General features: G+C 69.9%; 22 protein-coding genes. 10 read left to right on the forward strand and 12 right to left on the reverse strand.

All coding sequences use genetic code 11. From position 1 onward, the window contains the following. Nucleotides 1-687 carry an iron dependent repressor, metal binding and dimerization domain protein gene (locus ABZW96_RS01780; protein WP_355070334.1) on the reverse strand — a complete coding sequence of 229 codons (687 nt, stop codon included), beginning with the start codon at nucleotides 685-687 and terminating at the stop codon, nucleotides 1-3. A 209-nt stretch (nucleotides 688-896) separates the two neighbouring features. On the opposite strand from ABZW96_RS01780, the gene ABZW96_RS01785 reads away from it, so the two are divergent. The 3 genes from ABZW96_RS01785 to ABZW96_RS01795 all read left to right on the forward strand — a co-directional run bounded on the left by ABZW96_RS01785 (nucleotide 897) and on the right by ABZW96_RS01795 (nucleotide 5,306). Next, the gene (locus ABZW96_RS01785) at nucleotides 897-2,168 is read left to right on the forward strand and encodes an acetoin utilization protein AcuC (protein ID WP_355070336.1); all 1,272 of its coding nucleotides are present in this window, start codon (nucleotides 897-899) and stop codon (nucleotides 2,166-2,168) included. Continuing rightward, nucleotides 2,161-4,833: a GNAT family N-acetyltransferase gene (locus tag ABZW96_RS01790; protein WP_355070337.1), complete on the forward strand. Its 2,673-nt coding sequence runs from the start codon at nucleotides 2,161-2,163 to the stop codon at nucleotides 4,831-4,833. The genes ABZW96_RS01785 and ABZW96_RS01790 overlap by 8 nt, the downstream gene beginning before the upstream one ends. Nucleotides 4,834-5,003: 170 nt before the next feature. Next, nucleotides 5,004-5,306: a DUF4333 domain-containing protein gene (locus tag ABZW96_RS01795; protein ID WP_355070338.1), complete on the forward strand. Its 303-nt coding sequence runs from the start codon at nucleotides 5,004-5,006 to the stop codon at nucleotides 5,304-5,306. 164 nt (nucleotides 5,307-5,470) lie between these two features. Here ABZW96_RS01795 and ABZW96_RS01800 read toward each other — a convergent pair whose 3' ends face one another. The 3 genes from ABZW96_RS01800 to ABZW96_RS01810 form a co-directional block, all read right to left on the reverse strand. Then, nucleotides 5,471-6,439: a sigma-70 family RNA polymerase sigma factor gene (locus ABZW96_RS01800; protein ID WP_355070340.1), complete on the reverse strand. Its 969-nt coding sequence runs from the start codon at nucleotides 6,437-6,439 to the stop codon at nucleotides 5,471-5,473. 194 nt (nucleotides 6,440-6,633) lie between these two features. Continuing rightward, on the reverse strand, nucleotides 6,634-8,151 hold the full coding sequence (locus ABZW96_RS01805) for a methyltransferase (protein WP_355070342.1): 1,518 nt from the start codon (nucleotides 8,149-8,151) through the stop codon (nucleotides 6,634-6,636). 95 nt (nucleotides 8,152-8,246) lie between these two features. Then, nucleotides 8,247-8,990 carry a VOC family protein gene (locus tag ABZW96_RS01810; RefSeq protein WP_355070344.1) on the reverse strand — a complete coding sequence of 248 codons (744 nt, stop codon included), beginning with the start codon at nucleotides 8,988-8,990 and terminating at the stop codon, nucleotides 8,247-8,249. A gap of 190 nt (nucleotides 8,991-9,180) precedes the next feature. On the opposite strand from ABZW96_RS01810, the gene ABZW96_RS01815 reads away from it, so the two are divergent. Continuing rightward, the gene (locus ABZW96_RS01815) at nucleotides 9,181-10,476 is read left to right on the forward strand and encodes an MFS transporter (protein WP_355070346.1); all 1,296 of its coding nucleotides are present in this window, start codon (nucleotides 9,181-9,183) and stop codon (nucleotides 10,474-10,476) included. 19 nt (nucleotides 10,477-10,495) lie between these two features. Here the strand turns inward: ABZW96_RS01815 and ABZW96_RS01820 are convergent, their stop codons facing one another. Beyond that, entirely contained in the window at nucleotides 10,496-10,849 is a 354-nt protein-coding gene (locus ABZW96_RS01820) for a DUF3099 domain-containing protein (RefSeq protein WP_355071024.1), read from the reverse strand. A 249-nt stretch (nucleotides 10,850-11,098) separates the two neighbouring features. Here ABZW96_RS01820 and ABZW96_RS01825 point away from each other — a divergent pair, with 249 nt between their 5' ends. After that, nucleotides 11,099-11,335: a DUF3039 domain-containing protein gene (locus ABZW96_RS01825; protein WP_039799212.1), complete on the forward strand. Its 237-nt coding sequence runs from the start codon at nucleotides 11,099-11,101 to the stop codon at nucleotides 11,333-11,335. 9 nt (nucleotides 11,336-11,344) lie between these two features. Here the strand turns inward: ABZW96_RS01825 and ABZW96_RS01830 are convergent, their stop codons facing one another. Beyond that, complete coding sequence (locus ABZW96_RS01830) at nucleotides 11,345-12,418, reverse strand: YihY/virulence factor BrkB family protein (protein ID WP_355071025.1); 1,074 nt, start codon at nucleotides 12,416-12,418, stop codon at nucleotides 11,345-11,347. Between the two features lie 297 nt (nucleotides 12,419-12,715). Here ABZW96_RS01830 and ABZW96_RS01835 point away from each other — a divergent pair, with 297 nt between their 5' ends. Further along, nucleotides 12,716-14,434, forward strand: a complete 1,719-nt coding sequence (locus ABZW96_RS01835) for a DEAD/DEAH box helicase (protein ID WP_355071026.1) — start codon at nucleotides 12,716-12,718, stop codon at nucleotides 14,432-14,434. A gap of 6 nt (nucleotides 14,435-14,440) precedes the next feature. Here ABZW96_RS01835 and ABZW96_RS01840 read toward each other — a convergent pair whose 3' ends face one another. Continuing rightward, a complete protein-coding gene (locus ABZW96_RS01840) occupies nucleotides 14,441-15,043 on the reverse strand; it encodes a TetR/AcrR family transcriptional regulator (protein ID WP_355070348.1) in 603 nt (200 codons plus the stop codon). A 104-nt stretch (nucleotides 15,044-15,147) separates the two neighbouring features. Between ABZW96_RS01840 and ABZW96_RS01845 the strand changes: the two genes are divergently transcribed. Then, entirely contained in the window at nucleotides 15,148-15,888 is a 741-nt protein-coding gene (locus tag ABZW96_RS01845) for an SDR family oxidoreductase (protein ID WP_355070350.1), read from the forward strand. A gap of 274 nt (nucleotides 15,889-16,162) precedes the next feature. Here the strand turns inward: ABZW96_RS01845 and ABZW96_RS01850 are convergent, their stop codons facing one another. After that, nucleotides 16,163-16,717, reverse strand: coding sequence for a hypothetical protein (locus tag ABZW96_RS01850; RefSeq protein WP_355070351.1), 555 nt, complete (start codon nucleotides 16,715-16,717; stop codon nucleotides 16,163-16,165). Beyond that, nucleotides 16,717-18,483: a DEAD/DEAH box helicase gene (locus ABZW96_RS01855; protein ID WP_355070353.1), complete on the reverse strand. Its 1,767-nt coding sequence runs from the start codon at nucleotides 18,481-18,483 to the stop codon at nucleotides 16,717-16,719. The genes ABZW96_RS01850 and ABZW96_RS01855 overlap by 1 nt, the downstream gene beginning before the upstream one ends. A gap of 157 nt (nucleotides 18,484-18,640) precedes the next feature. Between ABZW96_RS01855 and ABZW96_RS01860 the strand changes: the two genes are divergently transcribed. Further along, a complete protein-coding gene (locus ABZW96_RS01860) occupies nucleotides 18,641-19,348 on the forward strand; it encodes a TetR/AcrR family transcriptional regulator C-terminal domain-containing protein (RefSeq protein ID WP_355071028.1) in 708 nt (235 codons plus the stop codon). A 104-nt stretch (nucleotides 19,349-19,452) separates the two neighbouring features. Here ABZW96_RS01860 and ABZW96_RS01865 read toward each other — a convergent pair whose 3' ends face one another. Beyond that, nucleotides 19,453-19,647 (reverse strand): hypothetical protein, encoded by a 195-nt coding sequence (locus ABZW96_RS01865; protein ID WP_036538000.1) that lies wholly within the window; start codon nucleotides 19,645-19,647, stop codon nucleotides 19,453-19,455. Nucleotides 19,648-19,923: 276 nt separating this feature from the next. Between ABZW96_RS01865 and ABZW96_RS01870 the strand changes: the two genes are divergently transcribed. Beyond that, nucleotides 19,924-20,283, forward strand: a complete 360-nt coding sequence (locus ABZW96_RS01870; RefSeq protein ID WP_355070356.1) for a DUF952 domain-containing protein — start codon at nucleotides 19,924-19,926, stop codon at nucleotides 20,281-20,283. Here ABZW96_RS01870 and ABZW96_RS01875 read toward each other — a convergent pair whose 3' ends face one another. Together ABZW96_RS01875 and ABZW96_RS01880 are read right to left on the reverse strand one after the other, a co-directional pair. Continuing rightward, on the reverse strand, nucleotides 20,284-20,931 hold the full coding sequence (locus tag ABZW96_RS01875; RefSeq protein ID WP_355070358.1) for a response regulator transcription factor: 648 nt from the start codon (nucleotides 20,929-20,931) through the stop codon (nucleotides 20,284-20,286). Next, on the reverse strand, nucleotides 20,928-22,103 hold the full coding sequence (locus tag ABZW96_RS01880; protein WP_355070359.1) for a histidine kinase: 1,176 nt from the start codon (nucleotides 22,101-22,103) through the stop codon (nucleotides 20,928-20,930). The genes ABZW96_RS01875 and ABZW96_RS01880 overlap by 4 nt, the downstream gene beginning before the upstream one ends. Before the next feature lie 111 nt (nucleotides 22,104-22,214). On the opposite strand from ABZW96_RS01880, the gene ABZW96_RS01885 reads away from it, so the two are divergent. After that, the gene (locus ABZW96_RS01885; protein ID WP_355070361.1) at nucleotides 22,215-22,697 is read left to right on the forward strand and encodes a cation:proton antiporter regulatory subunit; all 483 of its coding nucleotides are present in this window, start codon (nucleotides 22,215-22,217) and stop codon (nucleotides 22,695-22,697) included. Nucleotides 22,698-22,699 lie beyond the last annotated feature (2 nt).

Here is a 22,699-nt window from a genome sequence, read left to right on the forward strand (position 1 = left end):
TCAGGCCAGCTTCACCTGGACGGCGTGCGCCATCTCGTCGGGCAGTTCGAAGCCGTCGTGGCCGGGCACGGTGATGATCACCGAACCCTGCCTCGTCTCCACCGTGACGCGGGCGTCGGGCACCACGCCCGCCTCCCGCAGCCGGCCGATGACTTCGGGGTCGGTCTGGATGTGCTCGGCGAGCCTGCGCACGACGACGGCGTGCTGCTGGCCGTTCGGCAGATCCGACAGGCGAAGCAGCGTCTCGTCGGCGGCGGCGGGCGGAATGATGCCCAGTTCGTCCAGGCCGGGAATGGGGTTGCCGTACGGGGAGGTGGTGGGGTGGTTGAGCACCTCGACCAAACGGCGCTCGACGTCCTCGCTCATCACGTGCTCCCAGCGACAGGCCTCCGCGTGCACGTTCTGCCAGTCCAGGCCGATGATGTCGACCAGCAGCCGTTCGGCCAGCCGGTGCTTGCGCATGACCGCGACGGCCATGCTGCGCCCCTTCTCGGTCAGTTCCAGATGACGGTCGCCTGCGACCAGCAGCAAACCGTCACGTTCCATGCGCGCGACGGTCTGGCTCACGGTGGGACCACTCTGTTCGAGGCGCTCGGCGATCCGGGCGCGCAGGGGCACCACGCCCTCCTCCTCGAGGTCGTAGATGGTACGGAGATACATCTCCGTGGTGTCGACCAGATCCTTCACCTGTTACCCCTTCGTCGGCACGAATTCTACCCACGCACGACGGCACCCCCGTGTGCCGGATCGTGTCGCTCCACGCTGCGCACGACATCTCCGGCGGCATTGCGGGAACGTGATCGGCGCACGGCAGGCGGCCGTGAGCATACTTTCTTGTATTTGTACTGCATAGGAACGTTTCGCGGGGTTCCTTGCTTCCCGCTAGCGTTGCGATCATGGCCACTGCACCGCGCGGCGAACCTCGGGCGCCGATTTCGCCCGGAACGAGCCGCCCCGCAACCGTCGTCTGGACCGAGCGGTTCCTGGATTACCGCTGGACTCCGGAGCACCCGATGCAGCCCGCGCGCCTGAAGTTCACCATGGCGCTGGCGGAGAGTCTCGGCTTGCTCGATGGCGTCGAAGTGCTCGAGCCCGCCGCCGCGGAACGCCCCGATCTGCTGCGCGTCCACACGCCCGACTACCTGGACGCGGTCGAACGCGCCGTGCCGCCGGTGGGTTCGCCTGCCGCTCCACCCTTCGGTCTCGGTTCCCCGGACAATCCGGTATTTCCGCGAATGCACCAGGCGGCGTCCACGATCGTCGGCGGCACGCTGGCCGCGGCCAGGGAGATCGCGGAGGGCCGCACCAACCGGGCGGTGAGCATCGGCGGCGGCATGCACCACGCGATGGCCGATTCGGCGGCGGGGTTCTGCGTGTACAACGACGCGGCGGTGGCCATTTCCTGGCTGCTGGACCACGGTTTCGACCGGATCGCCTACATCGACGTGGATGTGCACCACGGCGACGGCGTGCAACGGGCCTTCTACGCCGACCCCCGGGTACTGACCATCTCGCTGCACCAGCATCCGGCCACCCTGTGGCCCAACACCGGTTGGCCGGAGGAGATCGGCGTTGGCGCGGCGGAGGGCACGTCGATCAACCTGCCGTTGCTGCCGGGCACCCGGGACGCTCAGTGGCTGCGAGGGTTTCATGCCGTGGTGCCGGGCGCGGTGGAGGCATTCCGTCCGCAAATCGTGGTCAGCCAGTGCGGGGTGGACAGCCATCGGGAAGATCCGCTGGCCGACCTGGAACTCACCGTCGACGGACAGCGCGCGGCCTTCCGCGCCATGCGCGAACTCGCCGACCGCTATGCCGAAGGACGCTGGCTGGCCGTTGGTGGTGGCGGATACGGGTTGGTCCGGGTGGTGCCCCGGGCCTGGACCCACTTGCTGGCCACTGCGTTGGATCGCACCATCGATCCCGCGACAGCGATCCCGCAGGACTGGATCGACCTGATCGGCGCGGCGGTGCCGCGGGCGGACCCGCCGCGCACCATGGGCGACGGCGGTGACATCGCCTACCGTCCATGGGACGGCCCCGGCGGCACCGGTGAGACCGGTGACGTACGGGTCGATCGCGCCCAACGTGCCGTCGACATGGCCGTGCTGGCCACCCGCCGAGCGACTTTCGGGTTGCTGGGTCTGGACCCGGAGGATCCTCGTGACTGACTTTCCCGACACCGCGGACACTCCCGCCACCCCGCCCCCGCCGCCGCAGCACTGGTTCGCCGACGTGCTCGCCTCCGACGGTGGCGTCGTACGACTGCGCCCGATCACTCCCGCCGACGCCGAGCGGCTGCAGGAGTTCCACGGCGCGCTGTCGGACCGCACCAGGTATCTGCGATATTTCGGCCCGTACCCCAGGATCTCGCCGAAGGATTTGTATCGCACCACGCATGTCGACTATCACGACCGGGTCGGCCTGGTGCTGGAACTCGGCGAGGCGATCGTCGCGGTGGGCCGCTACGAGTTGCTGGAGCGGGACGGGCCGCGGGCGGCGGAGGTCGCGTTCGTGGTCGCCGACGGCCATCAAGGGCGCGGGCTCGGCTCGATCCTGCTGGAGCATCTGGCCGGCGCCGCCGCCGAGAACAAGATCGAGACCTTCGTCGCCGAGGTGCTCGCGGAGAACACCGTCATGGTGACGGTCTTTCGCGACGCGGGCTACCAGGTCGAGCGCAGCCGGGACGGGTCGGTCCTGCATCTCGAGTTCGCCATCGACCCCACCGAAGCATTGCTGTCGGTGCGTGATTCGCGCGAACGCGCATCCGAAGCGCGCAGCGTGGGCAATCTGCTCACGCCGCGATCGGTGGCGGTGATCGGCGCTACCCCCGCGACCGGGCGGGTGGGCGGGGCGGTGCTGGCGAATCTGCTGTCGGGTCTGTTCCAGGGGCCGGTGTTCCCGGTGAACCCGAACCGCAAGTCGGTGCGCGGGGTACGGGCGTACGCGACGGTCAGGGAGATTCCCGACGAGGTCGATCTCGCCGTGGTCGCGGTGCCGCCCGCGGCGATCGGGTCGGTACTCGACGACTGCATGGCCAAGGGGGTCAAAGGCCTCGTCGTGCTGACCGCTGGTTTCGGTGAGACCGGCGCCGGGGGGTCGGCGGCCGAACGCGAACTGGTGGCGGCCGCTCGTGGGCACGGCATGCGCGTAGTCGGGCCTAGCGCGCTCGGCATCGCGAATACCGATCCGGCGGTCGCCATGAACGCGACCCTCGCCCCGGTGTTGCCCGGTCGCGGACGTATCGGCTTCTTCTGCCAGTCCGGGCCCTTGGGCGCGGCCATCCTCGGGGAGGCGGCCGCCCGCAATCTCGGTTTGTCGACGTTCGTGTCGGCCGGTAACCGTGCCGACGTCTCCGGCAACGACCTGCTGCAGTACTGGGACAGCGACTCGGACACCGATGTGGTGCTGCTGTACCTGGAAAGCTTCGGTAATCCGCGCAAGTTCTCCCGGATCGCGCGCCGGGTGGCCCGGACCAAGCCGATCGTCGCGGTGAGCAGCGGCCGCTCGGTCGCTCAGCCCGCGGGGGACATGGACCGGTCGATCGTGCGGGATCTGTTCGCCCAGGCCGGAATCGTCCAGGTCGACTCGATCTCCGAACTGTTCGACTGCGCCGCTCTGCTGGGCTATCAGCCGTTGCCGCGCGGCTCGCGGCTGGCGGTCGTCGGCAACAGCGCGGCGCTCAACTGGCTGGCCGTCGACGCGGCGCAGGGGGAGGGCCTCGATGTCGGCGAGCCGGTCAACCTCGGTCCGCAGGCGACGCCGGGCGCGTATCTGGACGCTCTGGTCGCAGCGTTGCGCTCGGACGAGACGGACGCCTTGATCGTCGTTTTCGCACCTCCGGTGCCGCTGCCGACCGCCGGTTTCGCCGACGCGATCCGAGCGGCGGCGGCCGCGGTGCCCGAGGCGAAGAAGCCGATTCTCACCACGTTCGTCGCCGAGCAAGGGATTCCGAACCTGCTCGCGGTGCGTGGTCCCGGCGCCACGGCGGCGCACGGCTCGATCCCGTCGTATCCGGATCCGGAGCGCGCGGCTCGAGCGCTGGCCCGGGTGCGGCGATACGCCGCGTGGCGAACCAGGCCGGTCTCGCCGGTGGTGCGGCCGGAGGGCATCGACACCGACCGCGCGCGTCGATTGGTGGCCGATTGGATGGCCGGTTCGGGCGGTCGGCGGCTCACCGATCTGGAAACGGTGGAACTGCTTGCTTGCTATGGCATCTCGGTCGTCGAGTTCCGCGAGGTGCGCAACGCCGAGGAGGCCGTCGCCGCCGCGGAAGAACTCGGCTACCCGGTAGCGGCCAAGGCGACCGGCGAATTGTGGCGGCGTAGACCGGATCTCACCGGCGTCCGGCTCGATCTGTGGCGTCCCGAAGCGGTGCGACAGGGATACGCGGACTTGGCGGAGTTGTGCGGTGATCCGGTACTGCACATCCAGAAGATGGCCACCAAGGGTGTCGGCTGCATCCTGCGTGTCCAGGACGACCCTTCGTTCGGCTCGGTGATCGAATTCGGCCTGTCCGGTCTGATCATCGAGTTGCTCGGCGACCGCGCCTATCGGGCACTGCCGTTGACCGCCGACGAGGCGACAGCCCTGATCGACGCGCCGCGAGCCGCACCGTTGCTGTCGGGTACGCCGGCGAGTCCCCGCGTGGACAAAGCGGCCCTCGCCGAACTGGCCCAGCGCATTTCGGCGCTGTTCGACGACCTGCCGGAGATGCGGGAACTGTCCTTCGATCCGGTGCTGGCCTCGCCGACATCGGCGGAGATCCTGTACGCACGCGCCCGGATCGGCCCGCAGCCCAGCCGTTTCGACACCGGTCCGCGCCGGTTGGGTTGAGCCTCGGCGGATCCGCCGGGCGAATTCGCTGCGCAGCACGCCCCGCCTATCGCGTGGCACGGCTGAGACATCGGCTCGCACACGTCACACGCGAAATGTCCGATAACGGACGATCGCTTCTGCCGCGATCTGGGGATGTCACGTTCGTCCGTCAGAAAGGCCTGCTCGCCATGAAGATTCGCAGTGTTGCCGTCTTGTCGCTGCTCGCGGCGGCGCTCACCGCGTGTTCCGTCACAATCGGCACCCCGAAGGTGAAGGAGGCCGACTTGGAGAAGTCGGTCAAGGACTCGCTCACCGAGAAGGTCGGGCAGGAACCCGACGCGATCGATTGCCCCGGTGATCTCACTGGCAAAGAAGGGACCACCATGCGTTGCACGCTCACCGCGGCCGGGGACACGCTCGGTGTGACGCTGACGGTGACCTTGGTGGAAGGCGACACCGTGAAATACGACATCGCGGTGGACCAGAGCTGAGCTGACGCGGCGCGGAGAAGGGGATACGACACCGCCGACCGGCCCGCGCGACGCCCGGAGGGGACGGGCACGCGCGCATACCGGTCGGCGCGGGAAGGTGACCCCGGCGGAAGGGCCACCGAGCCGAACGCCGGCGCTGTCTCGGGGCGGCCGGCGCCGGACGATCAGCTGGCGTAGGCGCGGAGCCGGTCGGCCCGCTCACCCTTGCGCAGCTTCGCCATGACTTCACGCTCGATCTGACGCACCCGCTCGCGGGAGAGACCGAAGAGCTTGCCGATCTGGTCCAGCGTGCGCGGCTGGCCGTCGTCCAAGCCGAACCGCAGCCGGATGACCTGCTGTTCGCGCTCGTCCAGGGTGGCGAGCACGCTGCGCACATCGTGGTGCAGCAGACCGGCGATGACCGCGGACTCGGCCGAGGTGGCCTCGGAGTCCTCGATGAAATCGCCCAGCGGGGCCTCTTCGTCGTTGCCGACCGGCATGTCCAGGCTCACCGGGTCGCGGCTGTGGTCGAGCAGATCGGAGATCTTGTCGACCGGGATGCCGGATTCGTTGGCCAGTTCCTCGTCGGTGGCCTCGCGGCCCAGCTGCTGATGCAGTTCGCGCTTGATCCTGGCCAGCTTGTTCACCTGCTCGACGAGGTGGACGGGCAGGCGGATGGTGCGGCTTTGGTCGGCCATGCCGCGAGTGATGGCCTGCCGGATCCACCAGGTGGCGTAGGTGGAGAACTTGAAGCCCTTGGCGTAGTCGAACTTCTCCATGGCGCGGATCAACCCGAGGTTGCCCTCTTGGATCAGGTCGAGCAGCGGCATGCCGCGGCCGGTGTACCGCTTGGCGAGCGAGACAACAAGGCGCAGGTTGGCTTCGAGCAGGTGCGACCGGGCGGCCTGACCGTCGCGCACGATCATCGCCAGATCACGCTTGCGGGACGCCGACAGTCGCTTGCCGGTTTCCAGCAGGTACTGCGCGTAGAGGCCCGCCTCGATGCGCTTGGCCAGCTCGACCTCGTCGGCAGCGGTGAGCAGCGCGGTGCGGCCGATTCCGTTCAGGTACACACGTACCAAGTCGGCGGCAGGGCTCTGAGCGTCGAGGTCCGAATCGCTGGTGCGCACACGAGTGGTGGCGGGGCTTGTCATGACTTGCCTCCTGTCGGTGGTGTCTCACTCCGATAAACGGACCCGACAGGGAGAAAGTTCCCCGTTACGGCTGGCATAAACCGCTCTGAGCAGCGGTTTTCGCCCTTCTCGTCTGAGAAGTTCCTGAGAAGCGCCGCAGCGCGGGGACGATCCCCGGCCAGGACCTGCACCGGCCGGCGCGCGGCTGCCGTTTCTCACACGGGCTTGATCAATCCGTGCCGTACCAGGCCGGTGACCACGGACAACGCGTCGGCGGCGAACTCGGTGCCCACCGCATCGGATCCATGGGCGAGCGCCAGCAGTTCGATCAGGTCGTACAACGGCAGGCCGTCGGCGTGCATTCCCGCCAGCAGTGAGATCGTCGCCTCATCCACTTCGTGCTGCCAGCGCGGGCCGTCGCCGCGATGCAGTCGCGCGACCTCCGGCGCCCATCCCTCGGCGTCGTGCAGATACACCCGCTCCAGCGCCGTCGCCTCGTTCACGACGAAACGTGAAGACCAGGCGAGATTTTCGTCGCCGGCGACGGCCCGCAACCAGGCCGAGCGCTCGAAATACCGGAAGGCCTCCTCGCCGAGCGGATCATCGAAGCCGTGGGTGAGGTCCTCGGCGAGCAATTCGGTCGGCCCATCGATGGCGCGCAGGTAGACGAACCCGAAGCCGATGCCCGCCACGTCGGCTGCCTCGAAGGCGTCCAGCCAGCGCTCCGCGCGGGCCTGCGTGGCGGGATCGCGCGGGTCCGCGCCCGCGTCGCGCAACCAGGTGCCCACGTACAGGGCTGGGTCGGCCACGTCACGTTGCACCACCCAGGCGTCCACCCCGTGCGCGGGCAACCAGGAGGAGACGCGCCCGCGCCAGTCCTCGTCGTCGACATGGACCCACGCGGCGAGCATCGCGGCGGTACCGCCGGGCGCCAGCAAGTCGGCGGCCTGCGAGATGACCAACTCGCTCGCGCCGTCCAGTGCGAGGCCGGAATCGCGATAGGTGTGCTCGACACGCCCCGGGCCCACCACGAACGGGGGATTGGCCACGACCTGGTCGAACCGCCTGCCCCGCACCGGGTCGAACCAGGAGCCTTCCACCAGTTCGATGTCCAGCTCGTTGAGCGCGGCGGTGGCCTCGGCCAGCCACAATGCGCGGGGATTGACATCGGTTGCGGTCACGCGCCGCGCGTAGGAGGCGGCGTGCACCGCCTGCACGCCGCACCCGGTGCCGAGGTCGAGCACCGTGCCGACCGGCCGGGTGGGTGTGGCGCGCAGCAGCGAGAGGGAGGCGTGGCCGACGCCGAGGACGTGATCCTCGGTCAGTGTGCGCCTGCGCATCGAGTCGTCGAGGTCGGAAAGCACCCACCGAGTGCCCGCGCCCGTGTCGAGCGGCCGCAGGTCGAGCGCCGCACGCACCTCGTCGCCCTCGCGCTCCAGCAGGCCCGCCGCGACCGCGCGATCCATCTCGACCGGCGCCAGCGCCGCGGCCACCTCCCGCTCGGGCAGCGCGTCGCCCAGCAGCAACAGACGGATGAGGGTGCCCAGCTCGCCTGCCGCGCGGGCCGCGCGGCGCACCGGTACCGGCTCCGACCGGCCCAGCGCAGCGTGCGCGTCGCCGAGCACCTCGAGCAGGGTGTCGGCGTCGTAGCCCACCCGGGTGAGCGCGGTCCGCAGATCCGGGCACAGCGCGGCGAGCAGCGATCCGGTGGTCGTCGATCGGTTCGTAGGCACACCGGTACTCTGCCACCGCGACCACCGGGCGCGGATCAGGTGCCCGCTGTGTTCCGCGGCACCGCGCTGCCACCTCGGGCCGCCGCCGGAGTCGGTCAGACCCCGCTGGGGTCGCGTCCGGTGACGCAGTACAACGCGTCGCCGGGATCGCTCAGGACTATCCAGTGTTCGTGACGTTCCACCACGGTCGCACCGAGTGACTCGTGCCACGCGGCGGTGGCGTCGATGTCGGTGGCCGCCAGATCGACGTGCGCGCTGGTGGGGCGGTTCTCGCCGAGGCGCTGCAACAGCAGCTGCGCGGGCAGCTGCCGTTCCTCGGAGCGCAACCGGGCGAACTCCGGCCGTCTGCCCGGTTGATGGGTCCAGCCGGTCAGCAGCGTCCAGAAGCGGGTCTCGACCTCGTGATCGTCGGGGCCGATGTCGAGGCACACCTGGTCCAGGCGCGACAGCGCGCCGTCCGGAGCCCGGACGGCGGGCGCGGGCGTGCTGGTGGCGCGGCCGCTGGGAGTCAGGCAGAACGTCTGGCCGCCGGGGGATCGCAGGACGGCGTAGCCGGGATGGTTGGCGACCAGCTCGGCCCCGAGGCCGAGCGCGGTGCGCACGGCGGAGGGGATGTCGTCGACGTCCAGGTCGAGGTGGACGCCGCCGAGGCCGGTCACCGCTTGCATCTTGACGCTCGCCGCGGCGAACAGCGCCGGGTCCGGCAACAGGGTGAGGAACTCGTCGTTCGCGCCGCGCCGAGGGGAGAGCTCGGTGCCGGTGACCGTGGACCAGAACTTCGCGCAGTCGTCGAAACGCTGCGCCGGGCGGTCCAGGAAGACCCAGATCCACCGAATCATGTGCACTCCTGTCTTGTCGCCCGCAACAAACCGTGGCCGGTGATCGTGGTGCGCGAGGCCTCATGCGACCCTAGGGACGCGTGCCCGCCTTGTCGAGAAAATACCGGCGCCGCCACATTTGGCAGGAATTCAATGTTATGTGGCATTTCAGCCACTCGTTGCGTGAGCATGGTTCGGGCAGGCTCATCGGGTGACCGAACTGCAGACGCCGACTCCCGTTTCCCTGGCTACCGCGCCGCGCCGGCGCTTGCATCCGGCTTGGCCGGTCGCAGGCGTGGGCTTCATCGCCCTGCTGGGCGCGGCTGCGTTCCGTTCCGTGCCCAGCGTGCTGATGGACCCGTTGCACGAGGAGTTCGGCTGGTCGCACGGCACCATCGGGACGGCCGTTTCGCTGAATCTGCTGCTATACGGCCTGATCTCGCCGTTCGCCGCCGCGCTGATGGATCGCTTCGGCATCCGCAGGGTGGTCGCCTGCGCGCTGCTGCTGGTCGCCGCGGGCAGCGGGTTGACGGTCTTCATGTCCCGGCCGTGGCACCTCGTGCTGACCTGGGGCCTGCTGGTCGGTGTCGGCGTCGGGTCGATGTCCATGCCGTTCGTCGCCACGATCACCGGCCGGTGGTTCGTGCGGCAGCGCGGTCTGGTCACCGGCGTGCTCACCGCCGCGGGCGCGACCGGACAGTTGGTCTTCCTGCCGTTGGTGTCGGCGCTGGCGCACGCCCACGGCTGGCGGCTGCCGTCGCTGATCGTCGCGGGCGCGGCGCTGGCCGTGGCGCCGTTGGTGGTGCTGTTCATCCGGGACTATCCGAGCGATCTCGGCGTGCGAGCCTACGGCGCCGAGCCGGACAGCACGGCGGGCCTGCGCGTACCCGCCGCGGGCGGCGCGTCGCGCGCGCTCACGGTGCTCGGGACGATCGCGCGGCGTCCCGGGTTCTGGCTGCTCGCAGGCGGTTTCGCGGTGTGCGGCGCGTCCACCAACGGGCTGGTCGGCACCCATTTCGTCAGTGCCGCGCACGATCACGGCATGCCGCCGACCGCCGCGGCGAGCCTGCTGGCCGTCGTCGGCGTCTTCGACGTGGCGGGCACCATCGCCTCGGGCTGGCTGACCGACCGGATCGATCCGCGCTACCTGCTGATCGGCTACTACACGCTGCGCGGTCTGTCGTTGCTGATCCTGCCCGCGCTGCTGGGTCCGGACACGCAGCCGAGCCTGTGGGTGTTCATCGTCTTCTACGGCCTGGACTGGGTGGCCACGGTGCCGCCGACCGTCGTGCTGTGCCGCGAACTGTTCGGCGCCGACGGCCCCGTCGCATTCGGCTGGGTGTTCGCCTCGCACCAGATCGGCTCGGCGGTGGCGGCCACCGGCGCGGGCGTGATCCGTGACCTGCAAGGCAGCTACGACCTCGCCTGGTACCTGGCGGGCGCTCTGTGCGGCGCCGCCGCCGTGATGTCGGCCGTCGTCCGCAGGCCTCCGGCAGCGGCGCGGTGAGCCGGTCTTCCCAGCGGACTCAGCCGTCGATGGCGTTGTGCGGCCGCGACTCGATGGCCGTGCGCGGACGGTCCCACCTGCTGGGCTCGTCTTTGCGGCGTGGCGGGCGATCGTTGGCGATCAGCACCGCGATCCAGGGCAGCGGAATCGACGCGACGATGATCAGGATGGACAGCAGCGGGTTGCCGAACGCGCTGTAGGCGATCGCGGCGAGGACCAGGCACGGGATGCGGAACGCCATGATGATCGTGTACCTGCGCACCCGGGCCCGGTGCTGATCGTCCAGCGAGGGCGCCGCCTCGGTGATCAACGCGGGGTGCTTGTCGTCGGTGCCTGGGAAGTATCCGGAGGAACGGCGGGGCTGCGTCGGCATCGTCACGTCGGGGTGCTCTTCGCGGTCGCGGCCGTCGGCGGATGGGGAATCGCCGTTCTGCTGCATACCCCGAGTCTTCCACTCGTGGTCCTTCCGCGCACATACGGAGGTGGGGTCGGGTCTGGTCGGTGGTGGCCGGTGATGCGATACCGAGGTGGGGTCGGGTCTGCTCGGCGGTGGCCGGTGCTGCGATACCGAGGTGAGACCGTGGTCAGCGGGGTTGTCGCGCGATGCGGCATCATGGAGTGCGTGAGCACCGACACCATGGTTCGCCCGGATACGACGACCGACGAGACGACGGGCGACGACACCCCGAAGTTCTTCCACTACGTGAAGAAGGACAAGATCGCCGAGAGCGCCGTGCTGGGCACCCACGTGGTCGCGCTGTGCGGAGAGGTCTTCCCGGTGACCCGCTCGCCCAAGCCGGGCTCTCCGGTGTGCCCGGAGTGCAAGAAGGTCTACGACGGCCTACGCAAGGGCGACTGAGGCGACGATCTACTCGCCGGACGAGGACCGCGCCGCGCGCAGATCGAGCACGGCGCGCAGGTCGTCGGAGCCCGCGTCGTCCGGACCCGCCGCGGCCTCGTCGGGATCCGTCGTGTCCGCGTCGGTTCCGCTCTCGCCGCGCACCTGATTGGCGATCCACTCCTTGACCTGCTCCATGCGCGTCGCGCGGGCGGGCCAGAACTCCTGCACCGCCGCGTTGAACTCCGCGCCCAGGATCACCGCGAAGCCCAGGAAGAACGTGAACAGCAGGAACGCGATCGGCGTCGCCAGCGCGCCGTAGGTGACGCCGGTGCGGCTGACCCACGACAGGTAGCGGCGCAGCACTTCGCTGGCCGCCATGAAGAACACGCCAGCCACCAGCGCCCCGCCGAAGAGCCGGTGCCAGGGCAACGAGGTGTGCAGTGCCAGCTTGTAGAGGGTGGTGAGCCCGACGATCAGCAGCAGGCCGACGCCCGGGTAATAGAAGAAGTCCAGCAGTTGCAGTCCGGTGGCCCGCCACGCGGTGGGCAGCACCCGCCCGATCAGCGTCGGCCCCAGCGCCACCAGCGGCAGGATGAACACCGACGCCGCCAGGAACAGCAGGTACAGCAACAGCGCGAAGATGCGCTGCCACACCGGGTGCCGCGCGTCCTGCTGGTCGTGGGCCTCCACGATCGAGTCGACGAAGGTCGCCATCGCCGACGATCCGGCCCACAGCGACAGCACGAAGCCCACCGACACCACCGCTCCGCGCCCGCGCCCGAGGACGTCCTGCACCGTGGGCTCGATGAGATCGGACACCACGTTGGCGCTGAACAGCTCCCGGCTGAACGCGATGATCTTGGACTCGACGATCTGCACCGTGTCCGGGCCGAACCATCCGCCGACGTAACCGAGGCTGCCGAGCAGGCCGAGCAACAGCGGCGCCAGCGAGAGCGTCTGCCAGAACGCGGCCGCGGCCGATTTGGCGAAGATCGAATCCGTCCACGCCTTCGCCGCCACCCGCAGGATCAGCGCGGCGGCCCGTCTGCTCAACACCGCTGTGCACGCGCTCGCGCGGTCGGCCCAAGTGGGAGGGCGCATAGCGGCGGCGCGGGTCGACGGTGTGTCGGTCCGCGGCGGATCCCCCGGAATGGCGTGGTGCTCGGTCATCGTGCTTACAGCATCGCGCACTTCGGCGATCCGCATCGGAGTGTGCGCGCGACGTGTCGGTGGGCATCGGGTGAACTCCCAGCGTCCTGGCTGGTGGCCGTGTGATGCCCGTCGCGCCCGCCGCGTCGGTTTGGCGACACGCCGTGCCGGGCCGCTAGGGTCGTCTGCGTGACTGGGTCGGGTGGCGCCGCTGTGGCGGGTGAGGCAGAGACGCCGGGCGATTCGAAAGTGATCGGCCCCGCCGTCAGCGGCGGTTCCCTCCGCGCCTGGCAGCGACGTGCGCTGACGAAGTACCTGGCCACCAAACCACGGGACTTCCTCGCCGTGGCCACCCCGGGCGCGGGCAAGACCACCTTCGCGCTGCGCGTGGCCGCCGAACTGCTGGCCGACCGCACTGTGGACCAGATCACCGTGGTGGCGCCCACCGAACATCTGAAGCACCAGTGGGCACAGTCGGCGGCTCGCTCCGGGATCGCGCTGGACTCGCGGTTCTCCAACTCCACCGGTGGCACCTCGGGTGACTATCACGGTGTCGTGGTCACGTACGCGCAGGTCGCCGCGCATCCCTCGCGCCACCGCGTGCGCACCGAGAATCGCAGGACGCTGGTCGTTCTCGACGAGATCCATCACGCGGGAGACGCCAAGAGCTGGGGTGACGCGACCGCTGAGGCGTTCGGCGACGCGACTCGCCGCCTCGCCCTGACCGGTACCCCGTTCCGCAGCGACGACAGCCAGATCCCTTTCGTCGTCTACGAACCCGACGAGTCCGGTTTCCCGAAGTCCCGCGCCGACCACACCTACGGCTACGCCGAGGCGCTCGCCGACGGCGTGGTGCGGCCGGTGGTCTTCCTGGCCTACTCCGGCGAAGCGCACTGGCGCGACAGCGCGGGCGAGGAGTATTCCGCCCGCCTCGGCGAGCCGCTGAACGCCGAGCAGACCGCCCGTGCCTGGCGGACCGCGCTCGACCCGGCCGGCGACTGGATCTCCGCCGTGCTGCGCGCCGCCGACATCCGGCTGCGCCAGAAGCGCGCCTCCGGCATGCCCGACGCGGGCGGTCTGGTGATCGCCACCGACCAGGACCGTGCCCGCGACTACGCCGAACTGCTGGAACACATCTCGGGTGAGAAGCCGGCGCTGGTGCTGTCCGACGACCCGGCCTCCTCCAACCGCATCGCCGAATTCAGCAACAGCACCCAGCCCTGGATGGTCGCGGTCCGCATGGTGTCCGAGGGCGTCGACGTGCCGCGCCTCGCCGTCGGGGTGTACGCGACCAGCGCCTCCACCCCGTTGTATTTCGCGCAGGCGATCGGGCGTTTCGTGCGTGCCCGTAAGTCCGGCGAGACCGCGACGGTGTTCCTGCCCTCGGTGCCGGTGTTGCTGGATCTGGCCGCGCAACTGGAGTTGCAGCGCGACCACGTCATCGGCAAGCCGCACCGGGAGAAGAACGGCCTGGACGACGACTTGCTGATCGAGGCGAACAAGCAGCAGGACGAACCGGGCGAGCAGGAGAAGTCCTTCGTCGCGCTGGCCGCCGACGCCGAGCTCGACCAGGTGATTTACGACGGATCCTCCTTCGGTACCGCGACCTTCGCCGGAAGCGACGAGGAAGCCGACTACCTCGGGATTCCGGGCCTGCTCGACGCCGAGCAGATGCGCGCGCTGTTGCGTGAGCGGCAGGCCAGACAGGTCGCGGATCGGAGCCTGTCCGCGCCCGTCCCCGATCCCGGTCCACAGGTGGCGGGCGCCGCGGAGCGGGTCGCCACCGCCGATCGGCTCGGCGAGCTGCGGCGCGAACTCAACAGCCTGGTGGCGATGCATCACCATCGCACCGGGAAGCCGCACGGCGTGATCCACGGCGAGCTGCGCCGGGAGTGCGGCGGGCCGCCGACCGCGCTGGCCACCGCCGAACAACTCGGTGAGCGCATCGCGGCGCTGCGCCGGAAGTAGCCCGCGTCAGTCGGCCGGGGCGGGCCAGGCGGCCATGGCGCAGTCGATGGACGCGGTGAGTTCCGGCAGCGCCGCGCCGTCCCGTGCCTGGATGGACAACCCGTAGAGGACCGTCGTGTAGAAAGCGGCGAGCGCCGCGCTGTCGGTACCGGGCGGCAGATCGCCCTCGGCGACGCCGCGCTCGAGTCGTTGCCGGATGTCTTCGGTCGTCGCGCGGCGCTTGTCGATCAGGAAATCGCGGATGCCGGTGTTTCTCGTGGTGTAGGTGGAGCCCGCGAGCACGACCATGCACCCGTGCGGCTTGTTCTCCTCGGTGTAGGCCACCGCGTTGTCCCGCAGCATCGCCTCGATGGCCGCCCGCGCGGTGGGTTCCTCGCGCAGCGCACGGGCGGTGTAGCCGCCGTCGGTGTGCCCGTAGAGGTCGACGGCCGCGCGGAACAGCGCCTCCTTGCCGCCGTACGCGGCGTACAGGCTGGGTGAGTTGATCCCCATCGCGGCGGTGAGGTCGTTCATCGACGCGCCCTCGTAGCCGTGTTCCCAGAACACCTCCATGGCGCGGCGCAAGGCCTCGGCGCGATCGAAGGCGCGTGGTCGTCCCCGTTCTGCCATGCCGAACCTTTCTGTGTCGATCGTTAAATATACCCCTTGACACCGTGGTGGCGGATGCGCTTGGCTATTTATGTATTGATCGACACAAAATAGGAGGAGTACCGATGCCGGATCTGACGGGCAAGGTCGCACTGGTCACCGGGGGTAGCCGCGGGATAGGGGCGGCGATCGTGCGCCGCCTCGCCGCGGCGGGCGCGGACGTGGCGCTGACCTACCAGCACGCCGAGGGGCAGGCGAAGACGGTGGTCGGCGAAGTCGAGGCGCTCGGGCGGCGAGCCGTCGCCATCCAGGCCGACAGCGCCGACGCCACCGCCGTGCGCACGGCGGTGGACCGCGCGGCGTCCGAACTCGGCGGGCTGGACATCCTGGTCAACAACGCGGGGATCTTCCCGGCGAAGCCGTTCGAGGAGTTCACCGTCGCGGAGATCGACAACGCGCTCGGTGTGCACGCGCGCGCCGCGTTCGTCGGCGCGCAGGCCGCGGTCCCGCACATGACCGACGGCGGGCGGATCATCAGCATCGGGACCAACCTGACCGATCACGCGCCGTTCGACGGGGTGACGCTCTACAACCTCAGCAAGTCCGCCCTCAACGGCTTCACCAAGGCGCTGGCGCGCGAACTGGGCCCGCGCGCGATCACGGTGAACCTCGTCCAGCCCGGCTCCACCGACACCGACATGAATCCGGGCGACGGAGCGCATGCGGGCAGGCAGCGCGACCTGACCGCGCTCGGGCGCTTCGGCGCCGCCGACGATGTGGCGGCGACGGTGGCCTTCCTGGCCGGGCCGTCCGGTCGCAGCGTGACCGGTGCGTTCCTCACCGTGGACAGCGGTACCAACGCCTGATCAACCCGGCGAAATGCCGCCGCTGCGGGACCACGACCGCCCGCTGGAACGCCGCGACGTACGTGCTCGGCGTCGCAGGACCGATCGGCTCGCGACCCGCGCGAGCGGCATGCCCGTGGCAGAGCAGCGGCAATGATGCGGCCGGGATCCGCGTACGCCACCCGTCAACGAAGCGAACTATCGAGATCGCCTCCGGCGCAGTAATTCCCCGCTTCCGGGGCCAGACGGCGGGGGTGCGATCGGTGGCCGGGATACTCCGAGATGGTTCGGCAGTTCAGCGCGGCGTCGTGGTGAAGAATCGCCGAGAGTCCAGTGCACTGATCGGCGTCCACCGCGTCGCCGGTGCGGACTCGTCCGAGTCCTGCGGCGCGGCGGCGAAATAACCAAGGATCGCCAAGCCCAGTCGCGGATCCTCGTCGACTCGCCGCGCCATCTCGTAGAAGACGGCCAGAAGGTGCACGCATCGTGTCTTGCGCGCGGTGCACGAGCAGTCGGTACCCGCGAGGACGGGTGCGAGGGAAATCCCGGCCGCGCTGATGGCGCGGTGCACATCGTCGGTCGGTACGGGCGGGTCCGGCACGAATCCGGCGATCGCGGTAACGGCGGTCCGGGACATGGGGGCCACCTCCACCTGCGTCACCGACGCCTGACCGCCCCGGTGGATGGTGGCCCGCACGACCTGTCCTTCGACGGTGGCCCGCACGCCGTTGTTGCGCGCGATGCTGCGCGCGCGGGGCAGCAGTGGGTCCGGCCGGGTCTGGCGCAGCGGCTCGGCCAGCCGGACCCAGTCCATGCCCCATGCGGTGTAGCCGAACTCGTTGTCCGCCATCAGTTCTCCCTCTTGCGGCGCAGTATCTCGATCAGCTGGGCGTCGTCCAGTGTGGCCAGCGCCGCGATACCCGCAGTGTCGCCGAGGTCGCGCAGCGCCGCCTTGCGGTCGTGCATGCCCGCGATGTGCTCCTCCACGGTGGTGGTGGAGGTGAGCGTGGTGACGGTGACCGTACGGGTCTGGCCGATCCGGTGCACCCGGTCGGAGGCCTGCGCCTCCACCGCCGGGTTCCACCAGCGATCGAAGTGGACGACGTCGGCGGCGCGGGTCAGCGTGAGCCCGGTGCCCGCCGCGCGCAGGCTGAGCACCAGCACCGGTGGCCCGTCCTCGGCCTGGAACCGGGTGACGATCTCGGCGCGCTCGGCCTGTGAGAGGCCGCCGTGGAAGAACGGCGCATCCACGCCGAACTGCTCGGCGAGATGCCGTACCAGCAGGTCACCGGTCTGCCGGTACTGCGTGAAAATCAGCGTCGGACTGCCGGTTTCGAGATTGGCGGCGACGATGTCGGTGCACAGGTCGAGCTTCCCGGACCGGCCGGCGAGCTCGTCGAGTTCGCCGGTGATCAGGCCGGGATGGTTGCACACCTGCTTCAGGGCGGTCAGCGCCGCGAGCACGCGGCCGTGGCGCTCGATGCCCGCGCCGAATCCGTCGTCCACGGCCTCGTCGAGCAGTTGGTCGTACAGCTGTTCCTGTTCGGCGGTGAGGTCGCAGAGCAGGTCGCTGTGGATCTTCGCGGGCAGGGCGGCGGCGACCTGACGCTTCGTGCGGGCCAGCACCACCGGTTCGATGGTGTCGCGCAACCGTGCCGCGGCGGCGGCCGAACCCTCGTGGATGGGCCGCACGAAGCGCCGCCGGAACTGCGTCCGGTGCCCGAACAATCGGGGTGCCACCAGGTGCAGCAGTGCCCACAACTCATCGAGATGGTTCTCCACCGGCGTGCCGGTCAGTGCGACCGTGGCGGCCGCGTCGATCGCGCGCGCCGCCTTCGCGACCTGGGTGCGGGGATTCTTCAGCGCCTGCGCCTCGTCGAAGACGGCCGTCGCCCACCTCCGCTGCGCCAGCAGCTGCCCATGTAACCGCAGCGTCGGGTAACCGGCGACCAAGATCGTCGTGGCGTCGGGATCGACGGCGCCGCCTCGCCACACGACCACGCGCAGCCCGGGCGCGAACCGGCCGATCTCGTGCGCCCAGTTGCCGACCAGCGAGGTCGGGCACACCACCAACTGCGGACCGGCCTCGGCCCGGTCGAGCAGGAAGCCGATGGTCTGCACGGTCTTGCCCAGCCCCATCTCGTCGGCGAGCACCGCGCCGCCGTGCGCGGCGACCGTTTCGCGCAGCCAGCCGACCCCGCGGGCCTGGTAGGGGCGCAGCCGGGCTTTCAGGGTGGCCCGCAGATCCGCCGTGACCGCCTCGGTGTCGCGCAGGACGGCCAATGCTCGTCGCGCGGAGACGATTGCCGTGCGGGACGCGTCCGGCACGGCGTGCGCGGCGATGGGCAGGGCATCGGCGTCCGGGTCGGGCGGCTCACCGGCGGGGTCGGCGAGCGCGGAACGCACCACCTGTTGCCAGACCAGGACCGACTCACCCGGGTGCTCCAGGCTCGAGTCCGCGAACGTCTCGGGATCCACCAAGGCGGCATCGACGTCGATGACCTCGAGGGCTCCGTCCACGCCGATCGGGACGGCCAGCGCGAGGGTCTCGCGGTCACCTGGACCGGTCGGGGCCGGACCGGTGGCGTGTCCGAGCCAGGTCCAGAGCGCGAACATGTGCCGATCCGGTAGATAAGTGGCGTGTGTGCTGGGCAGAGCGCACCCCTTGAATCAACGTATGGTGTACGGAGTAACCTGACAACGGACACCGTACCGGATCGGTTCCGAGGAGCCAGTGAGCGAAGACGTCACATCCAACGAGGCCAGGCGGCTGATGAGCTTGCTGTGGCGGCACGAACTACCGTCGCGTCCGGCGGGGCGCGGTCCGAAGCAGGCGGTCAGCGTGGACGCGGTGGTCGCCGCGGCGGTCGCGCTCGCCGACCGGCAGGGCTATGACAAGGTCTCCATCCGCACGGTCGCCGCCGAACTGGGGCTGCGGCCGATGAGCCTCTACACGTACGTACCGAGCAAAGACGCACTGACGGTGCTCATGGTCGACGCGGTGGCCGAGGAAGACGCGCCGGTTCCCGCCGATCTGCCGCCGCGTGAGCGCCTCGCCGCGGTGGCCCGCCAGGTGCGCGCGGAACTCCTCGCGCACCCCTGGCTGCTCGAGGTGTCGCCGTGGCGGCTCGTGCTCGGGCCGGGACGGATGCGTCGCTACGAGCGGCAGCTCGCCGCGATCGACGGGCTCGGCCTGCCGGACGTGGCGATGGACCGGGCGATCGCCGTGCTGTCGGAGTTCGCCACCGGAAACGCGCGCATGGCGGTGGCCGCAGCCCGCGAGACCGCGCGAATGAGCGACGCGCAGTGGTGGGAAGTGCACGGTCCGCTGCTGAGCGAGGTCATGCCGCCGGGCCGGTTCCCGCTCGCCGCACGTGTCGGGGCGGCGGTGGGTGAGCTGTACCAGGCGCCGGCCGACCCGGACGGCGCGTTCGAATACGGCCTGGCCAGGCTGCTGGACGGCATCCTCGGCGCGGACTGAGCGCCGCCGGACACACCGACAGCGGGCGACCTGTGGGTCGCCCGCTGCCGGTGGAAACGGTGTTCTGTTGTTCGATGCTGTTGTGTCAGGACGCGAGGAGCAGGTCAGAGCGCGGGAGCGGACTCCGTGTCGATCACGGCGTCCAGCTCACGCAGCCGATCCATGTGTTCGTTCGCGTGGTGCTGGCAGAAGAGCAACTCTCCACCTGCGGGCAGTACGGCGCGCACACGGGCCGCCGCCCCGCAGCGGTCGCAACGATCGACCGCGGTCAGTGGGGTGCTTGTCAGGGTTCCTGGCATGACTCCTCCGTCCTGGCTCCCGGTCCCGACGACCGTTCACCTGGTGTGGGGCCCGTGGTCACTCACCACGAGCTCGCTACCGCTACTTCCCAGCAGGGGTATGACTACTCTGTCAGACGTTCGGGACGGGGGACTTTGTTCCCGCGGATGAAGCAGTGTGTTTTCGATAACACGACCAGGGATTTCGCTACGGGCGAACGCCGCTGGTCCTGTCGTAGATGTGCACTGCGTCACACTCTCGATCGGCCGATCCAGTTGTCTACCGGGAGATTACCCGTGACCTATGACACTCACACGCTTGTTCACCTATGCACTTTGGATGAATGGTTATCCGCGCGGCAAACGGGGGAGTACCGAGCGCCCTCCCTCGCCGAGGCAGGGTTCATCCATCTCTCGTCGCCGCAACAGGTGCACCTGCCCGCGAATCGCTTGTTCGCGGGGCGGCGTGATCTGGTGTTGCTGCGGATCGACTCCCGCCGCGTCGGGTCGCCGATCAAGTGGGAGCCGGGCGTCCCGACCGATCCGGAGTCGATACTCTTCCCGCACCTGTACGGCCCCCTGCCGGTGGGCGCGGTCACAGGGGTCGTAGAGTACCTGCCCGCGGCGGACGGGACATTCGCCCCGCTCCCGGCGTGACTACCGGTCGCGGATCTCACGCGCCACGATGGCGGCCTGAACCCGCGACCGCACACCGAGTTTCGTCAGCACCCGGGACACATGTGTTTTGACGGTCGTCTCGCCGATGAACAGCCGACCCGCGATCTGCGCGTTGGACAGGCCGTCGCCGAGGCAATCGAGCACTTCGCGTTCCCGCTCGGTGAGCTCGCCGAATCCGGCGGGAGCCGGTTGCGCGGCAATCTGATTCGACGCGGCGAACGCAGAGATCACCGCTCGCGTCACCTCCGGAGCCAGCACGCCGTCCCCGGCCGCGACCGCGCGCACCGCCTCGACCAGCGCCCGGCCCGACGTGGATTTCAGCACGAACCCGGAGGCGCCCGCGCGCAGCGTGCGAAAGACGTACTCGTCCAGGTCGAACGTGGTGAGGATCAGCACCTTCGCCAAGCCGTCCGCGGTGATCCGCTCGGTCGCGGTGATCCCGTCCACCCCCGGCATGCGCACGTCCATCAGCACCACCTGCGGCCGCAGCGCTTTGGCCTGTGCCACCGCGACATCGCCGTCGGCGGCCTCGCCGACCACCTCGATATCGTCCTCGACGTCCAGGATCATCCGCAGGCCGGCGCGGATCGCGGCGTGGTCGTCGGCGATCACCACCCGAATCGTCATGCGGCGCCCACGCAGCCGAGCGGCAGGGTGGCCAGAACTTCCCAGTGGCCGGAATCCGTTCCGGCGCGCAAGCTTCCGCCGAGTGCCGCGGCCCGTTCGCGCATGTTCACCAGACCGCGACGCCCCGCTCGGTCCACGGCCCGGTGGGGCCGCGCGGGCGTTGTCCTGTTGCGGACGGATATGGTCAGTCTCTCCCGCTCTGCGCGCACGTCGATGGAGACCTCCTGTCCCGGGGCGTGTTTCATGGCGTTGGTCAAAGCCTCCTGGACGATGCGATAAGCGGCCTGGTCGACAGCGCTGGGCAGCGCGGCGCCGTCCAGTGATTCGCGCACCCGTACCGAGATCCCCGCCGCGCGTGCGGCGTCCACCAGGATCGGCAACTGCGCGAGGGTGCGCGGCGCGGCTACTTCCGCCGCGCCGTCGTCGCTGTGCAGCAATCCGATCATGGTGCGCATCTCCTCCAGTGCGCTGACGCTGTTGGCGCGGATGGAGCGCATGATGCCGGCCACCGCCGGGTCGGCGTCGCGGCGGGCCAGCACGCCGAGCGCCGCCTCCGAGTGCAGTGCGATGGCCGACAGGTGCCCGGCGATCACGTCGTGCAGATCGCGCGCCATCGTGGTGCGCTCGTCGGCGATGGCCGCGCGCCGGTCGAGTTCGGCGACCAGGGTGAGCGCCTCGGCGCGGGTGCGCTCGGCGTGCGCGACCTCCTTGTGCGTGCGCACCGAGTTCGCCCACCAGATCGGCGTCGCGACGAAACTGAACACCGCCACCAGCGCCAGCGCGACCGCGCGCAGGTCGCCGGTCAAGGCGAGGGTCAGCACCACCACGACGACGGAGAGCGTCGACCAGGACAGCGCCGTGATCCGCGACGCCCGGCGCCCGGCGTACAGCACGGCCGCGTAGATCAAGTCGGCGTAGACGATCCACACCGGCACCGTGGCGCCCAGCCAGATGTCCACGGCCAGCGGCAAGAGCCCGGCAAGCATGGCCGCGACCGGCATCCGGCGCCGGCAGAAGGTCGCCAGGCACAGTAGCGCCAGCACACCGCACCGCACCCACAACGACGCCTGCTCGCCCCGCTCGGTCATGGTGGACAAGCCTGCGAGGTACAGCGCCGCGCCGCCGGCGAACGCGATCACGGCGCCCAGCGCATCCCGTGTCCGCTCCGGCACATCCGCCCACCGCCACACGCCTCCATCACAGCACAGCGACCGCGACGCGCCATCGGCCGAAGTGATGACCGATCCGTTCGTGGACGCGGTGATCCGGCTAATCTGGAGGGCGTGAACGTCGACGTCACCGCACTACCCGGGATCGGTGTCCGGAAGGACTTCGAAGTGCGATCCGGTCGCCGAATCGGCGTGGTCGCCCACCGCGATGGTGATATCGACCTGATCGTCTCCAAACTCGACGATCCCGACGCCTGTGCCGCGCAGATCCCGCTGACCACCGATGAGGCCGCGGTCCTGGCCAACTTGCTCGGTGCGCCGCAGCTGGTCGCCAAGCTCAACGACGACCACCGCGACCTGCCCGGGATCACCACGCGCCAGCTCCCGATCGGGGACGATTCCCCCTACGACGGCCGCACCCTCGGTGAGACCGAGATGCGTACCCGCACGAAGGCCTCCATCGTGGCGGTCATGCGGGCCGGGCAGTTGCATCCCTCGCCCGGACCCGATTTCACCTTCACCGCGAGCGACCTGCTCGTGGTCGTCGGCACTCCGGAGGGCTTGGATGCCGCCGCGAAGATATTGACGCACGGCTGAGC

The sequence above is a fragment of the Nocardia sp. NPDC004168 genome (genome assembly GCF_040610355.1).
GTDB classification, from domain to species: domain Bacteria; phylum Actinomycetota; class Actinomycetes; order Mycobacteriales; family Mycobacteriaceae; genus Nocardia; species Nocardia sichangensis.